Consider the following 18927-nt stretch of genomic DNA (forward strand, 5'->3'; position numbering starts at 1 on the left):
ATGACACGACCAATCACGCTGTTTACCGGCCAGTGGGCCGACCTGCCCTTCGAGGAAGTGGCGCGGCTCGCGGGCGAGTGGGGCTTCGACGGGCTGGAGATCGCCTGCTGGGGCGACCATCTGGACCCGCGCCGCGCGGCCGAGGATGACAACTACCTCCAGGGCCGGCTGGACATCCTCGAAAAGAACAACCTGAAGGTGTTCGCCATCGCCAACCACCTGACCGGACAGGCGGTGTGCGACGACCCCATCGATGAGCGCCACCAGGGCATCCTGTCCGCTGAGGTCTGGGGTGACGGGGCGCCCGAAGGCGTACGCCGCCGGGCAGCGGACGCCATGAAGGACACCGCCAGGGCTGCTGCCCGCCTGGGGGTGAAGACTGTCACCGGCTTCACGGGCTCCTCCATCTGGAAGGCGGTGGCCATGTTCCCGCCCGCCTCCCAGGAAATGATCGACGCCGGCTACCAGGACTTCGCGGACCGCTGGAACCCCATCCTCGACGTCTTCGACGAGGTGGGTGTCCGGTTCGCCCTGGAAGTCCACCCGTCCGAAATCGCCTACGATTACTGGACCGCCAAGCGCACCCTTGAGGCGATCGGACACCGGGAGAACTTCGGCCTGAACTTCGACCCCTCCCACTTCATCTGGCAGGACCTGGACCCCGTCATGTTCCTGCAGGACTACGCGGACAGGATTTTCCACGTCCACGTCAAGGAGTCCATCCGCCAGCTCGACGGCCGCAACGGCCGCCTGGGCTCGCACCTGGCCTGGGCCGATCCCCGGCGCGGCTGGGATTTCGTCACGGCAGGGCACGGGGACGTGCAGTGGAACCGGATCTTCCGGACCCTGAACGCCATCGGCTACGAGGGCCCCACCAGCATCGAGTGGGAGGACGCCGGCATGGACCGGCTTATCGGGGCCCCGCAGGCGCTGGCCATGGTCCAGGACCTGGCCCGGATCGCCCCGCCGGCAGCGGCCTTCGACGCCGCTTTCGCCAGCCGCTGACCCCACGCCTTGCCGGCAAAAGCCGGCAGCCAACCAAAGGAAACCCCAATGACAGAACGCAAGAACGCCCTGGTGGTCCGCGGCGGCTGGGACGGCCACCAGCCCTACGAGGCCACAGAGCTCTTCATCCCCTACCTCAAGGACAACGGCTACGACGTCCGGGTGGAGGAATCCCCGAAGGTCTACGCCGATGCCGCCTACATGGCAGGGGTGGACCTCATCATGCAGTGCATGACCATGACCACCATCGAAAAGGACGAATTCGCCGGACTGCGGGCAGCCGTGGAGAACGGCACCGGCCTGGCCGGCTGGCACGGCGGGATCGCCGATTCCTACCGGAACACCTCCGACTACCTGCACCTGATCGGCGGCCAGTTCGCCTGCCACCCCGGCAAGCACCCGGATGAGTGCATCGGTGAGCAGTCGGACAACTACGTGCCCTACACCGTCAACATGCTGCCGGCCGCCGCCGACCACCCCATCACCAAGGGCATCAAGGACTTCGACCTGATCACCGAACAGTACTGGGTGCTGTCGGACGACTACATCGACGTCCTGGCCACCACCACCCAAAAAGTCCGCGAGTGGGACCCCTGGAACCGCGAAGTGACATCCCCCGCCATCTGGACCCGCCAGTGGGGCAAAGGCCGGATCTTCGTGTCCACCCCCGGGCACCGCGTGGAAATCCTCCAGGACCGGAACGTACGCACCATCATCGAAAGGGGCCTGCTGTGGGCAAGCCGTTGAAAGTCGGAATCGTTGGCTGCGGAGCCATCATCGCGCAGTACCTCGCCAACTTCCGCCGGCTGGACCAGATCCAGCTGGTGGCCGTGGCGGACCTGGATCCGGCACGTGCGCAGGCCGTGGCGGATGACTACGACGGCGTCCGCGCCGTCTCCGTGGACGAACTGCTCTCCGCAGAGGACGTGGACCTGGTCCTGAACCTGACCATCCCCGCCGCCCACGCAGAGGTGGCACTGAAGGCGATCGCCGCAGGAAAAAGCGTTTACGGCGAAAAACCCCTGGCTGCCACCACCGAAGAAGCACGCCGGGTGCTGGACGCGGCGCGGGAGGCAGGTGTCGTCGTCGGCTGTGCACCGGACACCGTGCTGGGCACCGGGATCCAGACCGCCCGGAAAGCCATTGATGACGGACTGATCGGCGCACCCATCGCGGCGTCCGCCACCATGGTGACGCCGGGCCACGAGCGCTGGCACCCCAACCCTGACTTCTACTACCAGCCCGGCGGCGGCCCCCTCCTGGACATGGGCCCCTACTACGTCACGGCACTCGTGACGCTGCTGGGCCCTGTGGTGTCGGTGATCGGTGCGGCCAGCCACACGCGGAATGAGCGGACCATCGGCTCGGGGCCGCGCCAGGGCGGGAAGGTCCCCGTGAACATCGATTCCCACGTCACCGGCGTCCTGGTCCACGCATCCGGCGCGCTCTCGACGCTCTTCATGAGCTTTGATGCCGTGAAGTCCAAATCCCCCAACATCGAGATCCACGGCGAGCGCGGCTCCCTGGTGGTACCGGACCCCAACCACTTCGACGGCGACGTCCAGCTGTTTTCCCTGGGCGCCGAGGACTGGGAAACCCTTCCCGTGTCCGCCGGCTACGTGGATTCCGGCCGCGGGTTCGGCATCGCGGACCTGGCCGCCACCCCGCAGGGAATGGAGCCCAGGGCCGGCGGAGCCTTGGCCTACCACGCCCTGGAGGTCATGGAATCCGTCCTGGAGTCCGCACACAAGGGCACGGCGGTGGCCATCGAGAGCACCGTTGAGCGGCCTGGCAGCGTGGAGCTGACGGTCCTGGCTGAGCAGGCAGACGCGCTCCAGTCCAAGTAGGCAGGTGTCCGGAACCGCGCCGCAGAAGCAGGGGGGCTAGTGCAGCCGATCGCTGCGGGCGGCGCGGTTCCTGCCCAGGGACTTGGCCCTGTACAAAGCCGCGTCCGCCGAGGCGACCAGGTCATCGGCATCGAAAGTTCCGGCGTCGTACGTGGAAATCCCGTAACTCGCGGTGGGCATCTCCATGCCATCCGGTGCTTTGGCGCCGGCCAGGCGCCTGCTGATTTCCTCCGCGATCGTCTCTGCCCGTTCCGCGCTTGCCCCCGGAACCAGGATGACGAACTCTTCCCCGCCATACCGCCCGATCAGGTCGGTGGATCGGACAGTTGCCACGCAGGCGTCGGCGAAGGCCTGAAGCGCCAGGTCCCCGGCGGCATGGCCGTAGGTGTCGTTGACCGCTTTGAAGTGGTCCAGGTCGGCAAGGATCAAGGCTCCCGAGCCGCCCGTGATGCTGCGGTCGGCAAGCTGTTCCGCAGCAAGGTCCATGAAGGCCTTGCGGTTCAATAGCCCCGTGAGGTCATCCCGGGTGGCGACCACACGCAGGGCACGCGTCTGCTGTTCACTGCTCAACGCCGCCATGCTGAAGGAAACCACCACCAGCAACACCATGGTGACCAGCGTGGTGATGGCCGAGCCAAAGACATTAACGAACACCGGGCCATCCGGGCCCTCCACGAGGAACGCCAGCCAACGGAAGAAGTAAAAAACGGAAAGTCCGCCCGCAGCCACCGCCATGGGGATGCGGACCCGCGAATAACCCGGCTCAAGGCGCCACAGTTCACGGGACGCAAGCCCAACAGTCAAGCTCATCGCGGCGAGGAACACGGGACCGCCGGACCAGGTGTTGGTGGCGGGATGGTCGAGCAGGGAGGCAACGAGCGTGGCCAGCGGAATGCCCGTGAAGGCCCACTTGGGCGGCCGCACTGTCCGCAGCGAACGCGCCCCTGCCCACACCGCGACGCCGCCGTGGACCAGCAGGGTGTTCCCGGCCGGGTTGGCCCACCACTGGTGGGGCGTGCCATCGAGGAGGAAACAGGCCGATCCCGACAGGAAGAACAGCAGGGCACCGCACCACCAGGCGCTGTACGGCGATCGCGTCACCCGGTAGGCGGAAAAGTAGAACAGAACCACCAGCACCAGGGCCATCAGGCCAAAAGCGATGCGCAGGGTTGCCGTATCCAGAACCATGTGCCAGACGTCCCCCCAAATGCGGCGATTGCTGCTCACGCAAGTATTGCATTTAACACAGACACTGCAGAAGCTCCCGTACCCCTGACGGACACCTTCGAAACCCGCCTAGGGTAGTGGTTAGCAACCGGACCACGAAAGGCCGCCATGCTTCTTCTCTTTGGGTTCAAGACCGTGCACAAGGCCCTGCCGGGACGGACCGCTACCTGCCCGCACTGCGGCGCCTTCATCCACCACCTCCTTGAGGAGCAGGCCACCAGGTTCACGCTGTTCTTCATCCCGGTGCTTACCGTGTCCCGGAAATACCGGATCACCTGCACCAACTGCGGCCATGAATCCTCCATCAGCGCCCGCCAGAAGCGTGCGCTGGAACTGCGGCCGTAGGGCGCCGGGAACCTTCGCGTCCCCGGCTGAGTTGAAAGGGTTATGGACGACCCTCCTTCACACATGCCCTGGCCCCTCTGCCACCTGACCGGATCACCGGCCACACCAGGAGAGGGGCGCCCCAATGTTTGAATGGATCATGCTGGGCATCGGCCTGGTCCTGACCGTCAGCACCGGCTTCTTCGTCGCCTCGGAGTTCGCGCTGGTGAACCTGGACCGGCATGACCTGGAAGCCCGCCAGGCCCGCGGCGAAAAGCGGCTTGGGCCCACCATCAAGGCCCTTCGCATCACCTCCACGCACCTTTCCGGCGCGCAGCTGGGCATCACGCTGACCACCCTGCTGACGGGCTACACCTTTGAGCCCGCCATCAGCCGGATGCTCAGCGGCCCGCTGCAGTCTGCGGGGCTGGCCGAAGCCTTGGTGCCGGCCGTCGGGTCTGTTGCCGGTATCTTCCTGGCCACGGTCTTCTCGATGGTGGTGGGCGAGCTTGTCCCCAAGAACTTCGCCCTGGCCCTGCCGCTGGCCACCGCCAAGGTGGTGGTGCCGTTCCAGGCCCTCTTCACCGCCGTGTTCAAGCCGGTAATCCTGCTGTTCAACAACACGGCCAACAGCATCATCCGCGGCTTCGGCATCGAGCCCAAGGAGGAACTCTCGGGTGCCCGGAGCGCGGAGGAGCTGAGCTCCCTGGTGCGCCGGTCCGCCGTCGAGGGCGTCCTGGACCTGGACCACGCCACCCTGCTGCACCGCACCCTCCGCTTCTCCGAGTACAGCGCGGCGGACGTGATGACCCCGCGCGTCCGGATGGCGGCGGTGGGCGCGGCGGACACCGCGGAGGACATCGTCGCCCTTGCCACCTCCACCGGTTACTCCCGCTTCCCGGTCACCGGACGTGACAAGGATGATGTCCTGGGCCTCCTGCACGTCAAGCAGGCCTTCGCCGTGCCCCTTGGCCGGCGTGCGGACACCACCGCGGCGGAGCTCATGATCGAGCCGCTGCGGGTTCCGGAATCCATGGGCGTTGACACGCTCCTGGGCCTGCTTCGGCGCCAGGGTCTCCAGGTGGCCATCGTCTCCGACGAGCACGGCGGCACGGCCGGAATCGTCACGCTGGAGGACCTGGTGGAGGAGATCGTGGGCGAGCTGGAGGACGAGCACGACCGGGCGCGGGCCGGGGTGGTCCGCGTGGGCCGTTCCGTCACGTTCGACGCCGCACTGCGGCCGGACGAGCTGCTGGACCGCACCGGCATCGAGGTCCCCGACGGGGACGAGTACGACACCGTGGCCGGGTACGTCACGGACCGGCTGGACCGGCTTCCCGAGCTGGGCGACGAGGTGGCGGTCGACGGCGGCACCCTCCGCGTGGAGCGCGTGGCGGGCATGCACGTGGAACGGCTGCGCTTCACCCCTGCGGCGTCCGGCGAACCGCCGCGCAGCCCGCACGACCGCATTATCGACAGCCTGACCCAGGAGCTGACCCATGAGTGAGTATCTTCCCGGCATCATCTGGCTGGTGGTTCTCCTTTTGGTCAACGGCTTCTTCGTGGGTGCCGAGTTCGCGGTCATTTCGGCCCGCCGCTCCCAGATCGAACCCCGCGCCGAAGCCGGGAGCAAGGCTGCGAAAACCACCCTCTGGGCCATGGAACACGCCACCCTCATGCTGGCCACCAGCCAACTGGGCATCACCGTCTGCTCCCTGGTCATCCTGAACGTGTCCGAACCCGCCATCCACCACCTGCTGGAAATCCCGCTGGGCCTGACCGCATTGTCCTACGAGGCAATAAGCATCATCGCGTTCGTGGTGGCGCTGCTGCTGGTGACGTTCCTGCACGTGGTGGTGGGCGAGATGGTGCCCAAGAACATCTCCTTCTCGGTGCCTACCCGGGCAGCCCTCCTGCTCGCCCCGCCGCTGGTGTTCGTGGCCAAGGTGTTCAAGCCGGTGATCTGGACGCTGAACGGGATTGCCAATTCCGTCCTCCGGCTCTTCCGGGTTGAGCCCAAGGACGAGGCCACCAGCGCGTACACCCTGGATGAGGTGGCCACCATCGTGGAGCAGTCCACCCGGGACGGCATGCTGAAGGACACCACCGGCGCCCTGACCAACGCCTTCGAGTTCACGGCCAAGACGGTGGCCGACGTGCAGGTGCCCATGGCGGAGATGGTGCTGCTGCACGACTCCGCCACGCCGGCGGACATCCAGCAGGCCGTGGCAGGACACGGCTACTCGCGGTACATCCTGGTTAACGCGGCCGGCGAGCCGGATGGCTACCTGCACCTCAAGGACGTCTTGGACCTCACCTCGGCGGAGAAATTCCACCGACCGGTACCGGCCAAGAGGGTGCGCCGCCTTGCCTCGGCGTTTGCCGGGGCGGACCTCGAGGACGCTTTGGCAGCGATGCGGCGGACGGGCGCCCACGTGGCAAGGGTGTTCGACGCCGACGGCAGGACCACCGGGATGCTCTTCCTGGAGGACATCATCGAGGAATTGGTGGGCGAGGTGCGGGACGCCACCAGCGCATAACCGGTATTGATGCGGTGGTGATAGGGGCGGATCCAGGGATCGGGTTTCCCTCGCTCAGCGGCCCAGTTCCGGAAGCCGCAGCAGGGCTACCGCCGCCGCGGCCACCAGGACCGCGGCGGCGGCGCTGATTCCCGAATACCCGGTCATGCCCATGACCGGCCCTGCGGCCGCGCTGCCCAGCGCTGCCGCGAGGGACATGGCGGCATCCGAAAAACCCTGGGCGGGGATCCGCTGGGAGGGTGCCAAGGCAGCGACGAGCAGCGTGGATCCGGCCACGGTGGTGGCGGACCAGCCCAAACCCAGCAGGACCAGCCCGGTGGTCACGGCCGCCGGATACTCCGGCGCCAATCCCGTCACCGCCACCGCAGCCATAAGCGTTGCCAGGCCCGCCAACACCATCCGCGCGGGGCCCATCCTGTCCGTGAGCCAGCCCACCAGCGGTGAAAGGGCGTACATTCCGGCAATGTGCAGGGAGATGGTCAGCCCGATCAACGCGATGGTGTCCGGGTGGCCCGCGGCCTCGCCTGCCTGGTGCTGCATGTGCAGCGGGGTCATCGACATCACCGCCACCATCACCGCATGGGCAGCCACCACCGCCACCACTGCCCCGCGGGTGGTGCGGTTCTCCCGTACGATCTGCCATCCGGCCTGCAGGGCGCCCCGGCGCCGGACACCGTCACCGGAATCAGGACCATCCATGGTGCGGCGGGTCAGCAGCGGGTCGGGCCGGAGGAAGACCCACACAATCGAAGCACCGATGACCATGCCGGCTGCCGAGATGAGGAACGGCCCTGCTGCGGCAGGAATCCCCAGCCAACCGGCCACCAGCGCGCCGGGACCCACCATGTTGGGGCCGGCTACTGCCCCGATGGTGATGGCCCACACCACCAGGGAAAGGTCCCGCCCCCGGTGCGCGGGTTCGGCCAGGTCCGTCACCGCAAAGCGGGCCTGGAGGTTCACTGCCGAAGCCACGCCCACCAGGAAGGCACCCCCGAGCAGCAGGACGAAGAGCCCCGTGATCACGGCACCCACCATCAGGGCGGTACCGGCAATCGCAGCGGCAAGCCCTGAAGCAAGGGCAAAACGGCGGCCGCGGGAGAGCGCCAGTTGCGCCAGCGGAATGGCGGTCACTGCCGTCCCCAGCGTCAGGGACGTGTTGACTGAGCCTGCCCAGGCCTCGGAGCCTGACAAATCCACGGCCAGGATCGAACCCAAGGCGAGCGTGGAGCCATTGCCCAGCCCGGAAAAGATCTGGGCGGACACCAGCGTCCTGCGCATCCGGGACTGCAGGGAGCGGGCGGTTTCGGCGGTGGCGGTCAAAGGTGTGGCTCCTGGTCAGGAAAACGTGGGGTGTGGCAGGACCCCCTGGGGCAGCCCGCCGTCATGCCCAGTGTGGTGTCATGGGTTTATGCAGTTCAACCATGACAACATGTCCGGCGTCCGGGTCGCGGAGGAACTCGTCAACATGCTGGGCGGCGGAGCCTGGGACGAAGGTGCGCTGGCAGACCTTTTGGCGGCCCACCTTTTCCACAATCCGCAGGTGGGCGCGTTCGAGGAAGCGCTCCTGCGGGACTGGACAACACGCCTGCGCGCTGTCTTTGAGTCGGACAGCGAGAAGGACCGCTGCGCCACGGTGAACGCACTGCTTGAACAGGGGGTCAAGCGGGTCTTCCTGACGGTCCACGACGGACTGGGCCCGCACCTTCACTTTGCTGAAACCAGCGACAGCCTGGTGGAACGCGTGCGTGCCCTCACGGCCGGCGGCCTGGCCATCTTCATCACGGAGGCTGCGGGTGGACGGCTGGGTACCTGTGCCAGGGACGGCTGCCCGAAGGTTTTTGCCGACACCAGCCGCGGCGGACGGCGCGCCTATTGCTCGGCGCGGTGCGGCAACGCCGAGGCGGTGATGCGCTACCGGGAGCGAGGGCACTACGCTGGCCGCCCTTAGCAGGCAGCATTCAACCATGGCCCCCGACGGGGGCGGGCGCTAGAGTGGGACCGTTCGCACCCTGCCGTCCCCGGCAGGAAGACGGTGAACCCGCGAGGGAATGGAGGTGGTTTTGATGACTGCAGTTGCCGCGCGCCCAGCGCGCTCCGCACCCACCACATCATCCATCCTCCCGGCTGCACCCGCCTGACCTGTCGGCAGCTGTCCGCAGCAGCGCTGTTGCACCGGGGTCCCCGCAAGGAAACCACAGTGCACAATTCTTCAGGCAACCCCCTGGACAACACCCCAAGTACCAACCAACCAACCGGCGGCCCCGGCGCTTACGGCTACACCCCCGCCGTCGCCCGCCACTTCGACCAATACCCCTGCCCCGGCGCCACGGAACGCGGACGGGTGGTCCGCGTGGACCGCACCCTGCTGCTGGTCGCCGCCGGGGACGGCCTGCTCCACCTGCCGTATCCGCTGTCCGGGGAGCCCGCCGTCACCGGCGACTGGGTCTGGATCGGCCCCAACCGGGCCGGTAACCGCCAGATCCTGGCAGTCCTTCCTCGGCGCTCGGAGCTCAGCCGCAAACGCGCGTTCGAGGATTCCTCCGAGGAACAGGTCCTGGCCGCGAACATGGACACCGTGGGGGTGGTGGTGCCCGTTGACCGGCCGCTCACGCACAACCGGCTGGAACGCACCCTCGTTGCCGCGTGGGACTCCGGCGCCACCCCGCTGGTGATCATCACCAAGGCGGACCTGGCGGATGTGGCTCACGACGTCGTCGGGAAAGTCATCCTGCAGGCAGCGGGCGTGGAAGTGGTCACCACATCCGCCGAAAACGGCGACGGGGTTGACGAACTGATGTCCCGCATCCAGCCCGGCGGCACCATCGTGCTCCTGGGTCCGTCCGGCGCGGGAAAATCCACCTTGATCAATGCGCTGGTGGGCCGCGAGGTCCAGCAGACCGGGGAGGTGCGGTCCGGGGATTTCAAGGGCAAGCACACCACCACCGCCCGCGAGCTGGTACCCCTGTCCAACGGCACGGTGCTGATGGACACGCCCGGTGTACGGGGTTTCGGGCTGTTCGACGCCGGCGAAGGCCTGGGCGGGATGTTCGGCGACGTGGAGGAACTGGCCGCCGGCTGCCGCTTCGCGGACTGCGCCCACGGCGGTGAGCCCGGCTGCGCGGTGCGGGAAGCGATTGACGGCGGCGTCCTGGAGGAACGGCGCTGGAACTCGTACCTGAAGATGCAGCGCGAACTGGCCGCGCTGGCCCGCCGCTCCGACGTCGCCGCCCAGCGCGCCTACCACCGGGAGTGGCACCAGAAGGTGGTGTCCGCCGGAAGATCGCAGCGCTGGGCGGAACGCGAGGCCACGGAACGCCAAGGCCGGACCGCGGGGAAGGACCGTAAGCCGAAGCGGTAGGACCGTATTCCGGCGTGGGGGCGGGGAGTAGGGTTCGGTCATGGACATCATCCTGGTTCCCGGTTTCTGGTTGGACGCCTCATTCTGGGAGGAGGTGACCCCTGCCCTGGAGGCAGCAGGGCACCGGACCCGCCCCCTCACCCTCCCGGCGAAGGAATCCGTGGACGCCGCCAGGTCGGGCATCAATCTGCAGGACCACATCGACGCGGTGGTGGAGGTCCTGGACGGCCTCCCCGGCAAGGTGGTCCTGGTGGGCCATTCCGGTGGCGGTGCCATCATCCACGGCGCGGTGGATGCGCGGCCGGACAAGGTGGCGCGTGCCGTGTACGTGGACAGCGGACCGCTCGGTGAAGGCGGTGTCATCAATGACGAGTTGCCGGCCGTTGGGGATGACGTCCCCCTGCCTCCCTGGAGGACTTTGACGATGCCGACCTGGTAGATCTCGATGCCGGCCTTCGCCAGGCCTTCCGTGACCGCGCCATTCCGGAGCCCCGGGGCGTGGCGTACGGCAAGCAGCAACTGCATGACGAACGCCGCTACGAGGTCCCCGCCACCGTGATCGCCTGCGAGTTCCCGTCCGCCATGATCCGGGAATGGATCGCGGCCGGGCACCCGTTCGTCGCGGAACTGGCCAAGGTCCGGGACGTCGAGTACATCGACCTGCCCACCGGGCACTGGCCGCAGTTCACCAAACCGGAGCAACTGGCACGCGCCATCCTGGCGGCCGTCGACCGGACCACTACTCGCCAGGTTTGAAAAACCCTTGCGTGCGGACGGCACCGTCCCCATAATAAATGAATGGCATTCATTTATTCGACAGCAGTCGGTGGCAGCGCCGCCCCTGACCACGCGGCCGTCAGTACCGCGTCCCGCATGCCCGCCGAGTGGGACGCCCACCAGCGGACCTGGATGGCCTTTCCGCCGCCAAACGAGACCTTCGGGCCGGTGGGAAGCTCCACCCTGGACCGTGCGCGGGCCGCCTGGACCAAGGTGGCCCGGACCATCGCAAGGTACGAGCCCGTTACGGTCGTCGCCGATCCGCGCGATGCCACCGCCGCGCGGGAATGGCTCGGCCAGGGCATCGACGTCCTGGCCGTTCCGCTGGACGACGCCTGGCTCCGGGACAGCGGCCCCACGTTCGTTCATGCGGCAGACGGTTCACTCGCCGCGGTTGACTGGATCTTCAATGGCTGGGGCGCACAGGACTGGGCTGCCTGGGCCAAGGACCAGGACGTAGCCCGGAGCGTGGCAGCCGGCACCAATGTGCCAGTCAGGCGAAGCTCCCTGGTGAACGAAGGCGGCGGATTCCATGTGGACGGTGAAGGCACGGTGCTGCTGACCGAAACGGTGCAGCTCGATCCCGGCCGAAACCCCGGCGCCACCAAAGAGTCCGTCGAGGCAGAAATCCATGCAGCCCTGGGCACCACCAAGGCCATCTGGCTTCCCCGCGGGCTCACCCGGGACTATGACGAGTTCGGCACCCGCGGCCATGTGGACATCGTGGCCGCCTTTGCCGGCCCGGGAACCATCCTGCTCCACCGCCAGGATGATCCCGCCCACCCGGACCACGCCGTCTATCTGCAGCTGAAGGCAGTCCTTGCCGGGCAGCTGGACGCCCAGGGCCGGCCGCTGCGCATCATCGACGTTCCAGCCCCCACCACACTCAGGGATGAAGAGGGCTGGGTGGACTGGTCCTACATCAACCACTACGTAGCCAACAAGGTGGTGGTGCTCTGCGGCTTCGACGATCCCAACGACACCATCGCCGCCGGCATCCTGGAGCGCGCCTACCCCGGACGCACGGTGGAACTGGTGGATGCCCGGGACATCTTCGCCTTCGGCGGCGGCATCCACTGCATCACCCAGCAGCAGCCGGCCCGGCGCGAAGGCGATGCAGCATGAAGCAGGCACAGGCCACTCAACAGTTGGCCGCTGCGGGGACTTTCGACGTGGTGGAGGCCGGCATCGGCCAGCTCCGGGCAGCCCTTGATGCGGGTGTGGTCACTTCCGAAGACCTGGTCCGCCTCTATCTGGCGCGCGTTGAGAAGTATGACTCATCAGGAATATGTTTGAACTCGCTCGTCGTGATGAACCCGAAGGCCATCGCCGAGGCGCAGGAGTCGGACCGCCGCCGTGCCGCCGGGTTCACGCTCGGCCCCCTGGACGGCATCCCCTACACCGCAAAGGACAGCTATCAGGTCAAAGGCCTTACCGTGGCTGCCGGTTCACCCGCGTTCAAGGACCTGGTGGCACAGCGCGACGCCTCCACCATCGAACGGCTGCGGGCCGGGGGCGCCGTCCTGATCGGACTGACCAACATGCCGCCCATGGCCAACGGAGGTATGCAACGCGGAGTATATGGGCGGGCGGAGAGCCCTTACAACGCCGATTTCCTCCCGGCCGCCTTTGCCTCCGGGTCATCCAACGGTTCCGGCACGGCCACCGCGGCCAGCTTCGCAGCCTTCGGACTGGCGGAGGAGACGTGGTCCTCAGGCCGGGCGCCGGCGTCGAACAATGCCCTGTGCGCCTATACACCCTCCCGCGGCGTCATCTCCGTGCGTGGGAACTGGCCCCTGGTGCCCACCATGGATGTCGTGGTTCCGCATACCCGCACTATGACGGACCTGCTGGAGGTCCTGGACGTGGTGGTGGCGGACGACGCCGAGCCACGCGGCGACTTCTGGCGTGTCCAGCCGTGGATCCCGGTGCCCAAGGCATCCACCGTCCGGCCGGTGTCGTACCTTGACCTCGCCGTTCCGGACGCTACCGCGGCGGCAGGGGTACTCACCGGGAAGCGGCTGGGCGTGCCCCGGATGTACATCAACGCGGACCCGGAAGCCGGCACTGCCGAAGCGCCAGGCATCGGCGGGCCCACAGGGCAGCGCATCGAAACCCGCGCATCCATCATGGAGCTGTGGAACGCGGCCCGCCGCGACCTCGAAGCCGCAGGCGCCGACGTGGTGGAGGTGGACTTCCCCGTGGTCTCCAACTACGAAGGCGACCGGCCCGGCGCGCCCACCATCGCCACCCGGGGGCTGGTGTCCCCGGAATACCTGCGGCGGGAAATCGTGGACCTGTCGGCCTGGGCGTGGAATGACTTCCTGGAGGCCAACGGGGACCCGCAGCTGAACCGCCTTGCCGACGTCGACGGTTCCGCCATCTTCCCGGCCCCGGACGGGGCGCTTCCGGACCGCTACGACGGCTTCGATGACGACATCAGCGACTATCCCGGCTGGATCCGCGGGCACGGCGTGCCCGTCCTGGCCGACATTCCGCACCTGCCCGCGGGCCTGGCAGGGCTGGAGGAAACCCGCCGGGTGGACCTGGAGGAATGGATGGACCGGCTGGGCCTGGACGCCGTGGTGTTCCCGGCGGCGGCCGATGTTGCCCCGGCGGACGCGGACACCAACCCGGCCTCGGCGGACGCCGCCTGGCGCAACGGCGTATGGGTGGCCAACGGGAACCTGGTCCCCCGGCACCTTGGCATCCCCACGGTCACAGTTCCCATGGGCACCGCGGCGGACATCGCCATGCCGGTGGGCCTCACCATTGCCGGCAAAGCCTACAGCGATACCGGGCTGCTCCGGCTGGCCGCAGCCATCGAAGCAACCGGGAGGCGCCGCATGGCCCCGCCCCGCACCACCACACCCCGCACCACCACACCCCGCAACGAAAGAAGCTCCTGACTGGACGGCGTTGGTGTCCGCCTGCCTGCGGGACTGCCCCGGACTGCCCGCGGGCAGGCGGATCACGGCCACGGGACATCCCCGCCCACACAGCGGAAGCGCCTTGACAGGCTCGATTGTTAGCGCTGACAGTGGGAGGAAACCGATGCCAAGCGAAAGCCACTCGATGAAGAACTGGGCAGGAAACCTCGAATACTCCTCCGCGGATGTCAGTCGGCCGGAATCAGTAGCGGAACTGGCATCCATCGTGGCCGCTTCGCCGCGGATCAAGGCCCTGGGGTCCCGGCACTCGTTCAACCGGGTGGGAGACACCGACGGCGTGCACGTGCTGCTCGATGCGCTGCCGCAGCAGGTGGAGCTGGATTCCGGCCGCGGAACAGTGCGCGTCAGCGGCGGCGTGAGTTACGGGGCGCTCTGCCGGACGCTTGAGGATGCCGGCGTCGCCATCCACAACCTTGCCTCGCTGCCGCACATCTCGGTGGCAGGCGCGGTGCAGACCGGCACGCACGGGTCCGGTGTGAACAACCCGGCCCTCGCCGGTGCCGTGGAATCCATCGACCTGGTCCGGGCCTCCGGAGAGCAGGTCACGCTGACCCGGGAGGACGGCGACGAGTTCCTGGCAAGCGTGGTGGGCATCGGGGCCCTGGGCATTGTCACCGGGCTGGAACTGGCGGTGCGGCCCAGCTTCAGGATGCGCCAGCGGGTTCTGGAGGACCTGCCGTGGGACAACGCCCTGGGAGATTTCGCCGGAATCGTGTCCAGTGCCTACAGCGTGAGCCTCTTTACGGACTACGCGGGCAGCAGCATCAACCAGGTATGGCTCAAAGCGCTCGACGGGGAGGAGCCGCTTCCAAACCTCTTCGGGGCAACCGCCGCGCTGCATCCCCGGCACCCCCTGCCGGACATGTCAGCGGAGAACTGCACGGCGCAGTTGGACGAACCCGGGCTGTGGCTGGACCGGCTCCCGCACTTCCGGCACGAGTTCACCCCAAGCAACGGAGACGAACTCCAGAGCGAGTTCATCCTTCCCCTGGAGCACGCCCCCGCTGCCCTCCAGGCAGTCCGCGCGCTGGCCGAAGACCTTGCCCCGCTGCTGTTCGTCTCGGAAATCCGCACCGGCGCCGCCGACGAATTCTGGCTCAGCCCGTTCTACCGGCAGCAAAGCGCTGCGCTGCACTTCACGTGGAAACCGCTGCAGCCTGAGGTGGAAGGCTTCCTCCCGGTCCTTGAGGAAGCCCTGCGGCCCTTCGGTGCCCGCCCGCACTGGGGCAAGCTGTTCACGCCGGAGGGCTATGACTGGGAGGCGCTGTACCCGCGCTTCGCCGATTTCCGGGCCTTTGCGGCCGGCCATGACCCCGAGGGCAAGTTCCGCAACGCCCTGCTGGACAGCATCCTCGGGGTACCGGCACGCCGGTAGAGGCCGCCGGTACGCTGGAGGCATGACTCTTCGCCCCGTCGCCGCCACTGCCCTTGCCGCCGCCCTGCTGCTGACGGGGTGCGGCGCCGTGGGGGAAGCCGCAGGCACCGCGGCAAGCGACGCCGCTTCCAGGGCGGCCTCGGCCGCCGCGCAGGAAGTCAACCGGCAAATCTGCGCAGTGGTCCAGGACGGCCTGGTCAGCGCCGAAGACCGCCAGGCTTTGGCGGGCTTGGTGTCGGCCGCGCGGACGGCAGGGGTTCCTGCAGAGATCACGACGCCTCTGGGCCGGATTGCGGAGGCCGGGGACCAGGTGCCGGCAGACTCAGTCCGGGCCCTGCAGGACGCCTGCCGCGGCTGACCGGCAAGGGGCCGGAAGGCCCTTCAGCGCCCGGATCACCGCTGCTACGGTGAAATGACGAACCAGTAAGCCTGTGGCAGTACGCCACGCGCGAAGGAGATCGTCATGGCGGAACGCGGCAAAACCACCTCGGGCCCCCGCATCGGGGAGGAGGAAAAATGACCACGAACCTGCAGAAATATGCCGATCTCTACCGCACTCCCGGCCCGTGGTGCACGGCCTACGTGGACGCGGGAACCGGAACAGTGGACACCCTTGAAGCCGGGGATGTCAGGGCCGGAAATACCCGCGCCCGGCTTGAAGCGCAGGGGGCAACCTCCGCCGATGTCGAGGCAATGGAGCAGGCCCTCCAGCCGGCCGCCGGGATCCCCTCCCCCGTGGCACGCTTCGTCCTGGTCCACGCAGGGAAGGCCGTAGTCAATGAGGTGCTTCCCGGCGATCCCGTCATGCCGGAGCGGCTCGCAGTGGAGCCCGTCCCGGACCTGCTGCCGCTGGTCAAGCACCGGCCCGAAGACCTTGCCTACGTTGTGGCGGAAGTAAGCCGGGAGCACGGTGAAATCCGGCTGTACCGGGCCGGAGCCAGGATTCCCGCCTTCGTACAGGACGTGGAGGGAGAATCCGAACACGTGCACAAGTTCCATGGCGGGGGTTGGTCTGAACTGCGGTTCCAGCACCACACCGAAGACGTCTGGCGCCGTAACGCGGACGAAGTGGCAGGCGAAATCGACAGGGTGGCCAGCGCCAGCGGCGCCCGGCTCATCGTGCTGGCCGGCGACATCCGTGCCAGGGGCCTGGTCAAGGACAACCTCTCCGAAGCCGGCAGGGCTTTGGTGTCGGAGGTGGAGTCCCACACCCACACCGCCGGGGCTGGCAGCGCCAACCTGGAGGACCACGTCAACCAGCACGTTGCTGAGCTGTGGGCGGAGGAGCAGCAGGCTGTCATGGACAGGCTGGCCGTCCAGGAGGGCCAGGCCAATCCCGAGGCAGCCCATGGCATCGGAGCGGTGGTGCATGCACTCCAGCAGGCACAGGCGGACGTCCTGATCTTTGATGATGCCGCCCTGTCCGGACGGACCCTGCTGGCCCTGGACGCCGAACCGTGGGTTGCCACAGCCCGGGAAGAAGCCCTGGCTGCCCGCATCCTGGGAGAAGTGCCGGCCCCGGCGGCGCTGCTTCGCGCAGCCGCCCTCACCGACGCCCGCGTTCTCCTGGTTCCGGGACCGGTCCTGCCCAAGGGCGTGCATATCGCGGCACTGCTGCGCTGGTCCTCGGGACCGGACGTCCCGTCGTCGTAAGCCCTGCTGCCTGTCCGGTGCTGCCTGTCCGGTGCTGCCCAACCCCACGCACGGGGCATGGCAAGACGCCCGCAGCCCTGTCAGTTCTGGTGTGGCTGTTCCCGGCCACGGATTCCGGCTGCCCGCCCGGTCTGGGGACGGTGTCCGCCCCGGTGTTCCGGCGGAGCAAACGGAACCACGCCGCTTTCGCGGTTGAGTGGGACGGCACGGACAAACTTGGTGAGTTCCTCCCGGAGTTCCTTCCACCCGATGTCCGGATCGTCCGGATAGGCGTTGATCTCCGCTTGGCGCGCCGCTTCGACGGCGGCAACGCCGGCGTCCGTCAGCTCCACTTTCAGCTGGCGGCGGTCCGAGGCGTGCCGGGTCCTGGTGATGAGTCCTGTGCCCTCAAGCCGGGTCAGGACCCGGCCCAGTGTTTGGCTCTGGACCCTGATCGCATCGGCAAGCTGTTCCTGGTTCAGTGGGCCCCCCGTCAGGCCTTCCAGTGCAATAACTGCGGCACGGGTGAGGCCAAGGGGGGCCAGTGCATCGTCCTGGCGCCGCTGGATGAGCCGGGCCGCCAAAGTGATCAGGCGGTAGCTGCTCCGGGCGTCGGGATCGAGATTGCTGGTCATCGGCCGCGGCCTTCCTGTAGGTGGCGAAGTGCTGGTCACCCTGCGTCGCTACACCACTACAATAAGCATGCTTAGCAACATATTCGCAAGTAGGCTTACTATCCAGCGGCAACTTAACCGCATCGCCGGGCGGCCCCGGGACTTCGAAACTGCAGCACTGCCCCTTGCAATCCAAATGGGAAGTGTGCTTAGTATCTAATTGGTAACCTCGCTTACTAACTCGCCAGCATTGCTGGTTCTTGATCGCCAGCTAACCCTTTCTGAAAGAGAGCGAAGATGACAGAGAACCAATGGCCCCAGACCCCGCACACCGCTGACGATCCGGCCATCGCCGATCCGTACGGCGCAACGGAGGCAGCTCCCCGGCAGGCCTCCTACCCCACCACTTTGGGTGACACCTCCAAGACCCAGGCAGCCAGGGAGCAGGCATCCAACGTTGCCGGCGAGGCCGCATCCGCCGCACAGAATGTGGCTCAGACGGCGAAGGAAGAAGCCGCGAACGTGGCGCATGATGCGAAGGCCAATGCGCAGGACCTGCTGCACCAGGCAAAGTCCGGCCTCACCAGCCAGGCGGGCACCCAGCAGCAGAAGGCCGCGGAAGGCATCCGCAACATCTCCACCCAGCTGCACAGCATGGCCAACGCCCCGGACCAGCAGGGCATGGCCGGCGACCTGGTCCGCCAGGCCGCAGAACGCACCTCCTCCATGGCCACCTGGCTGGAAAACCGGGAGCCGGGCGACCTCCTGAACGAGGTCCAGCGGTTCGCCCGCAACCGCCCCGGAACCTTCCTGCTCCTCGCCGCCGGCGCCGGCGTCCTCGCCGGACGCCTCACCCGCGGACTCACCGCAGGTGCACCCGAAACATCGGGACAGGCTGCAGGTTCCAATACGGCCCAGGGTTCAGGCCAGCACCGGGCCGCGCAGCCAGCCCCGGCAGCGCCGCTTCGCCAGGAGACCGTTTATGCCGCAGGCACCGACGACCTCTTTGCTGAGCCGGTAGTGGGCAGTGCCACCCCGGTGTCCACCAGCACCCTGCCTTCGGGAACACCCGAAGAGACTCCGCTTCGCTTCGAGGACGACCCCTACCGCGCCGAAAACGGCGTGTACTCCGGCGACGGGACGTTCGGCACTGAAGGTACCCCGGGCACCGGCCGGCACGGCACGGGTGGTCTGTGATGAGTAGCCAGATTCCGGAGCCGCCGCCCAGCGCGGCGCACGTGAAAGCGGACAACGCCTCACTCGGTGACCTGCTCGGG

Annotated in this window: 17 protein-coding genes and 1 pseudogene; 15 read left to right on the plus strand and 3 right to left on the minus strand. The window is 67.7% G+C overall.

Annotated features, from left to right (window positions below; genetic code table 11):
• Genes AB0280_RS11150 through AB0280_RS11160 form a run of 3 tightly spaced genes read left to right on the plus strand, consistent with a single transcriptional unit; the run spans window position 1 to window position 2852 of the window.
• Window positions 1-1005, plus strand: coding sequence for a sugar phosphate isomerase/epimerase family protein (locus AB0280_RS11150; protein ID WP_366367264.1), 1005 nt, complete (start codon window positions 1-3; stop codon window positions 1003-1005).
• Between the two features lie 48 nt (window positions 1006-1053).
• Entirely contained in the window at window positions 1054-1752 is a 699-nt protein-coding gene (locus AB0280_RS11155) for a ThuA domain-containing protein (RefSeq protein WP_275181352.1), read from the plus strand.
• Window positions 1737-2852 carry a Gfo/Idh/MocA family protein gene (locus tag AB0280_RS11160; protein ID WP_159634897.1) on the plus strand — a complete coding sequence of 372 codons (1116 nt, stop codon included), beginning with the start codon at window positions 1737-1739 and terminating at the stop codon, window positions 2850-2852. Before AB0280_RS11155 ends, AB0280_RS11160 begins: the two co-directional genes overlap by 16 nt.
• 36 nt (window positions 2853-2888) lie before the next feature.
• Here the strand turns inward: AB0280_RS11160 and AB0280_RS11165 are convergent, their stop codons facing one another.
• Window positions 2889-4040 carry a GGDEF domain-containing protein gene (locus AB0280_RS11165; RefSeq protein WP_275181463.1) on the minus strand — a complete coding sequence of 384 codons (1152 nt, stop codon included), beginning with the start codon at window positions 4038-4040 and terminating at the stop codon, window positions 2889-2891.
• Between the two features lie 147 nt (window positions 4041-4187).
• Between AB0280_RS11165 and AB0280_RS11170 the strand changes: the two genes are divergently transcribed.
• From AB0280_RS11170 to AB0280_RS11180, 3 genes are all read left to right on the plus strand, one after another.
• On the plus strand, window positions 4188-4424 hold the full coding sequence (locus AB0280_RS11170; RefSeq protein WP_307491098.1) for a zinc-ribbon domain-containing protein: 237 nt from the start codon (window positions 4188-4190) through the stop codon (window positions 4422-4424).
• Window positions 4425-4548: 124 nt separating this feature from the next.
• Window positions 4549-5910, plus strand: a complete 1362-nt coding sequence (locus AB0280_RS11175) for a hemolysin family protein (RefSeq protein ID WP_307491096.1) — start codon at window positions 4549-4551, stop codon at window positions 5908-5910.
• Complete coding sequence (locus AB0280_RS11180; RefSeq protein ID WP_307491094.1) at window positions 5903-6943, plus strand: hemolysin family protein; 1041 nt, start codon at window positions 5903-5905, stop codon at window positions 6941-6943. Before AB0280_RS11175 ends, AB0280_RS11180 begins: the two co-directional genes overlap by 8 nt.
• A gap of 54 nt (window positions 6944-6997) precedes the next feature.
• Here the strand turns inward: AB0280_RS11180 and AB0280_RS11185 are convergent, their stop codons facing one another.
• Window positions 6998-8263 (minus strand): MFS transporter, encoded by a 1266-nt coding sequence (locus AB0280_RS11185; RefSeq protein WP_307491093.1) that lies wholly within the window; start codon window positions 8261-8263, stop codon window positions 6998-7000.
• 88 nt (window positions 8264-8351) lie between these two features.
• On the opposite strand from AB0280_RS11185, the gene AB0280_RS11190 reads away from it, so the two are divergent.
• From AB0280_RS11190 to AB0280_RS11225, 8 genes and pseudogenes are all read left to right on the plus strand, one after another.
• Window positions 8352-8891, plus strand: a complete 540-nt coding sequence (locus tag AB0280_RS11190; protein WP_224024007.1) for a CGNR zinc finger domain-containing protein — start codon at window positions 8352-8354, stop codon at window positions 8889-8891.
• 249 nt (window positions 8892-9140) lie between these two features.
• Entirely contained in the window at window positions 9141-10301 is a 1161-nt protein-coding gene (gene rsgA / locus AB0280_RS11195; protein ID WP_307491090.1) for a ribosome small subunit-dependent GTPase A, read from the plus strand.
• A 40-nt stretch (window positions 10302-10341) separates the two neighbouring features.
• Window positions 10342-11057: pseudogene (locus AB0280_RS11200) on the plus strand (alpha/beta fold hydrolase).
• A gap of 42 nt (window positions 11058-11099) precedes the next feature.
• Window positions 11100-12203, plus strand: coding sequence for an agmatine deiminase family protein (locus AB0280_RS11205; protein ID WP_307491086.1), 1104 nt, complete (start codon window positions 11100-11102; stop codon window positions 12201-12203).
• Window positions 12200-13987, plus strand: a complete 1788-nt coding sequence (locus tag AB0280_RS11210) for an amidase (RefSeq protein WP_307491084.1) — start codon at window positions 12200-12202, stop codon at window positions 13985-13987. The genes AB0280_RS11205 and AB0280_RS11210 overlap by 4 nt, the downstream gene beginning before the upstream one ends.
• A gap of 166 nt (window positions 13988-14153) precedes the next feature.
• On the plus strand, window positions 14154-15404 hold the full coding sequence (locus AB0280_RS11215; protein WP_224027246.1) for a D-arabinono-1,4-lactone oxidase: 1251 nt from the start codon (window positions 14154-14156) through the stop codon (window positions 15402-15404).
• 22 nt (window positions 15405-15426) lie between these two features.
• On the plus strand, window positions 15427-15762 hold the full coding sequence (locus AB0280_RS11220; RefSeq protein WP_224023998.1) for a hypothetical protein: 336 nt from the start codon (window positions 15427-15429) through the stop codon (window positions 15760-15762).
• A 158-nt stretch (window positions 15763-15920) separates the two neighbouring features.
• Window positions 15921-17057, plus strand: a complete 1137-nt coding sequence (locus tag AB0280_RS11225) for a Vms1/Ankzf1 family peptidyl-tRNA hydrolase (RefSeq protein ID WP_275181342.1) — start codon at window positions 15921-15923, stop codon at window positions 17055-17057.
• An 80-nt stretch (window positions 17058-17137) separates the two neighbouring features.
• Here the strand turns inward: AB0280_RS11225 and AB0280_RS11230 are convergent, their stop codons facing one another.
• The gene (locus AB0280_RS11230; protein WP_307491081.1) at window positions 17138-17671 is read right to left on the minus strand and encodes a MarR family winged helix-turn-helix transcriptional regulator; all 534 of its coding nucleotides are present in this window, start codon (window positions 17669-17671) and stop codon (window positions 17138-17140) included.
• A 276-nt stretch (window positions 17672-17947) separates the two neighbouring features.
• On the opposite strand from AB0280_RS11230, the gene AB0280_RS11235 reads away from it, so the two are divergent.
• The gene (locus tag AB0280_RS11235) at window positions 17948-18847 is read left to right on the plus strand and encodes a hypothetical protein (RefSeq protein ID WP_224023992.1); all 900 of its coding nucleotides are present in this window, start codon (window positions 17948-17950) and stop codon (window positions 18845-18847) included.
• Window positions 18848-18927 lie beyond the last annotated feature (80 nt).

It is taken from the genome of Pseudarthrobacter sp. 902506025 (assembly GCF_040702325.1).
In the GTDB taxonomy this organism is placed as follows: domain Bacteria; phylum Actinomycetota; class Actinomycetes; order Actinomycetales; family Micrococcaceae; genus Arthrobacter.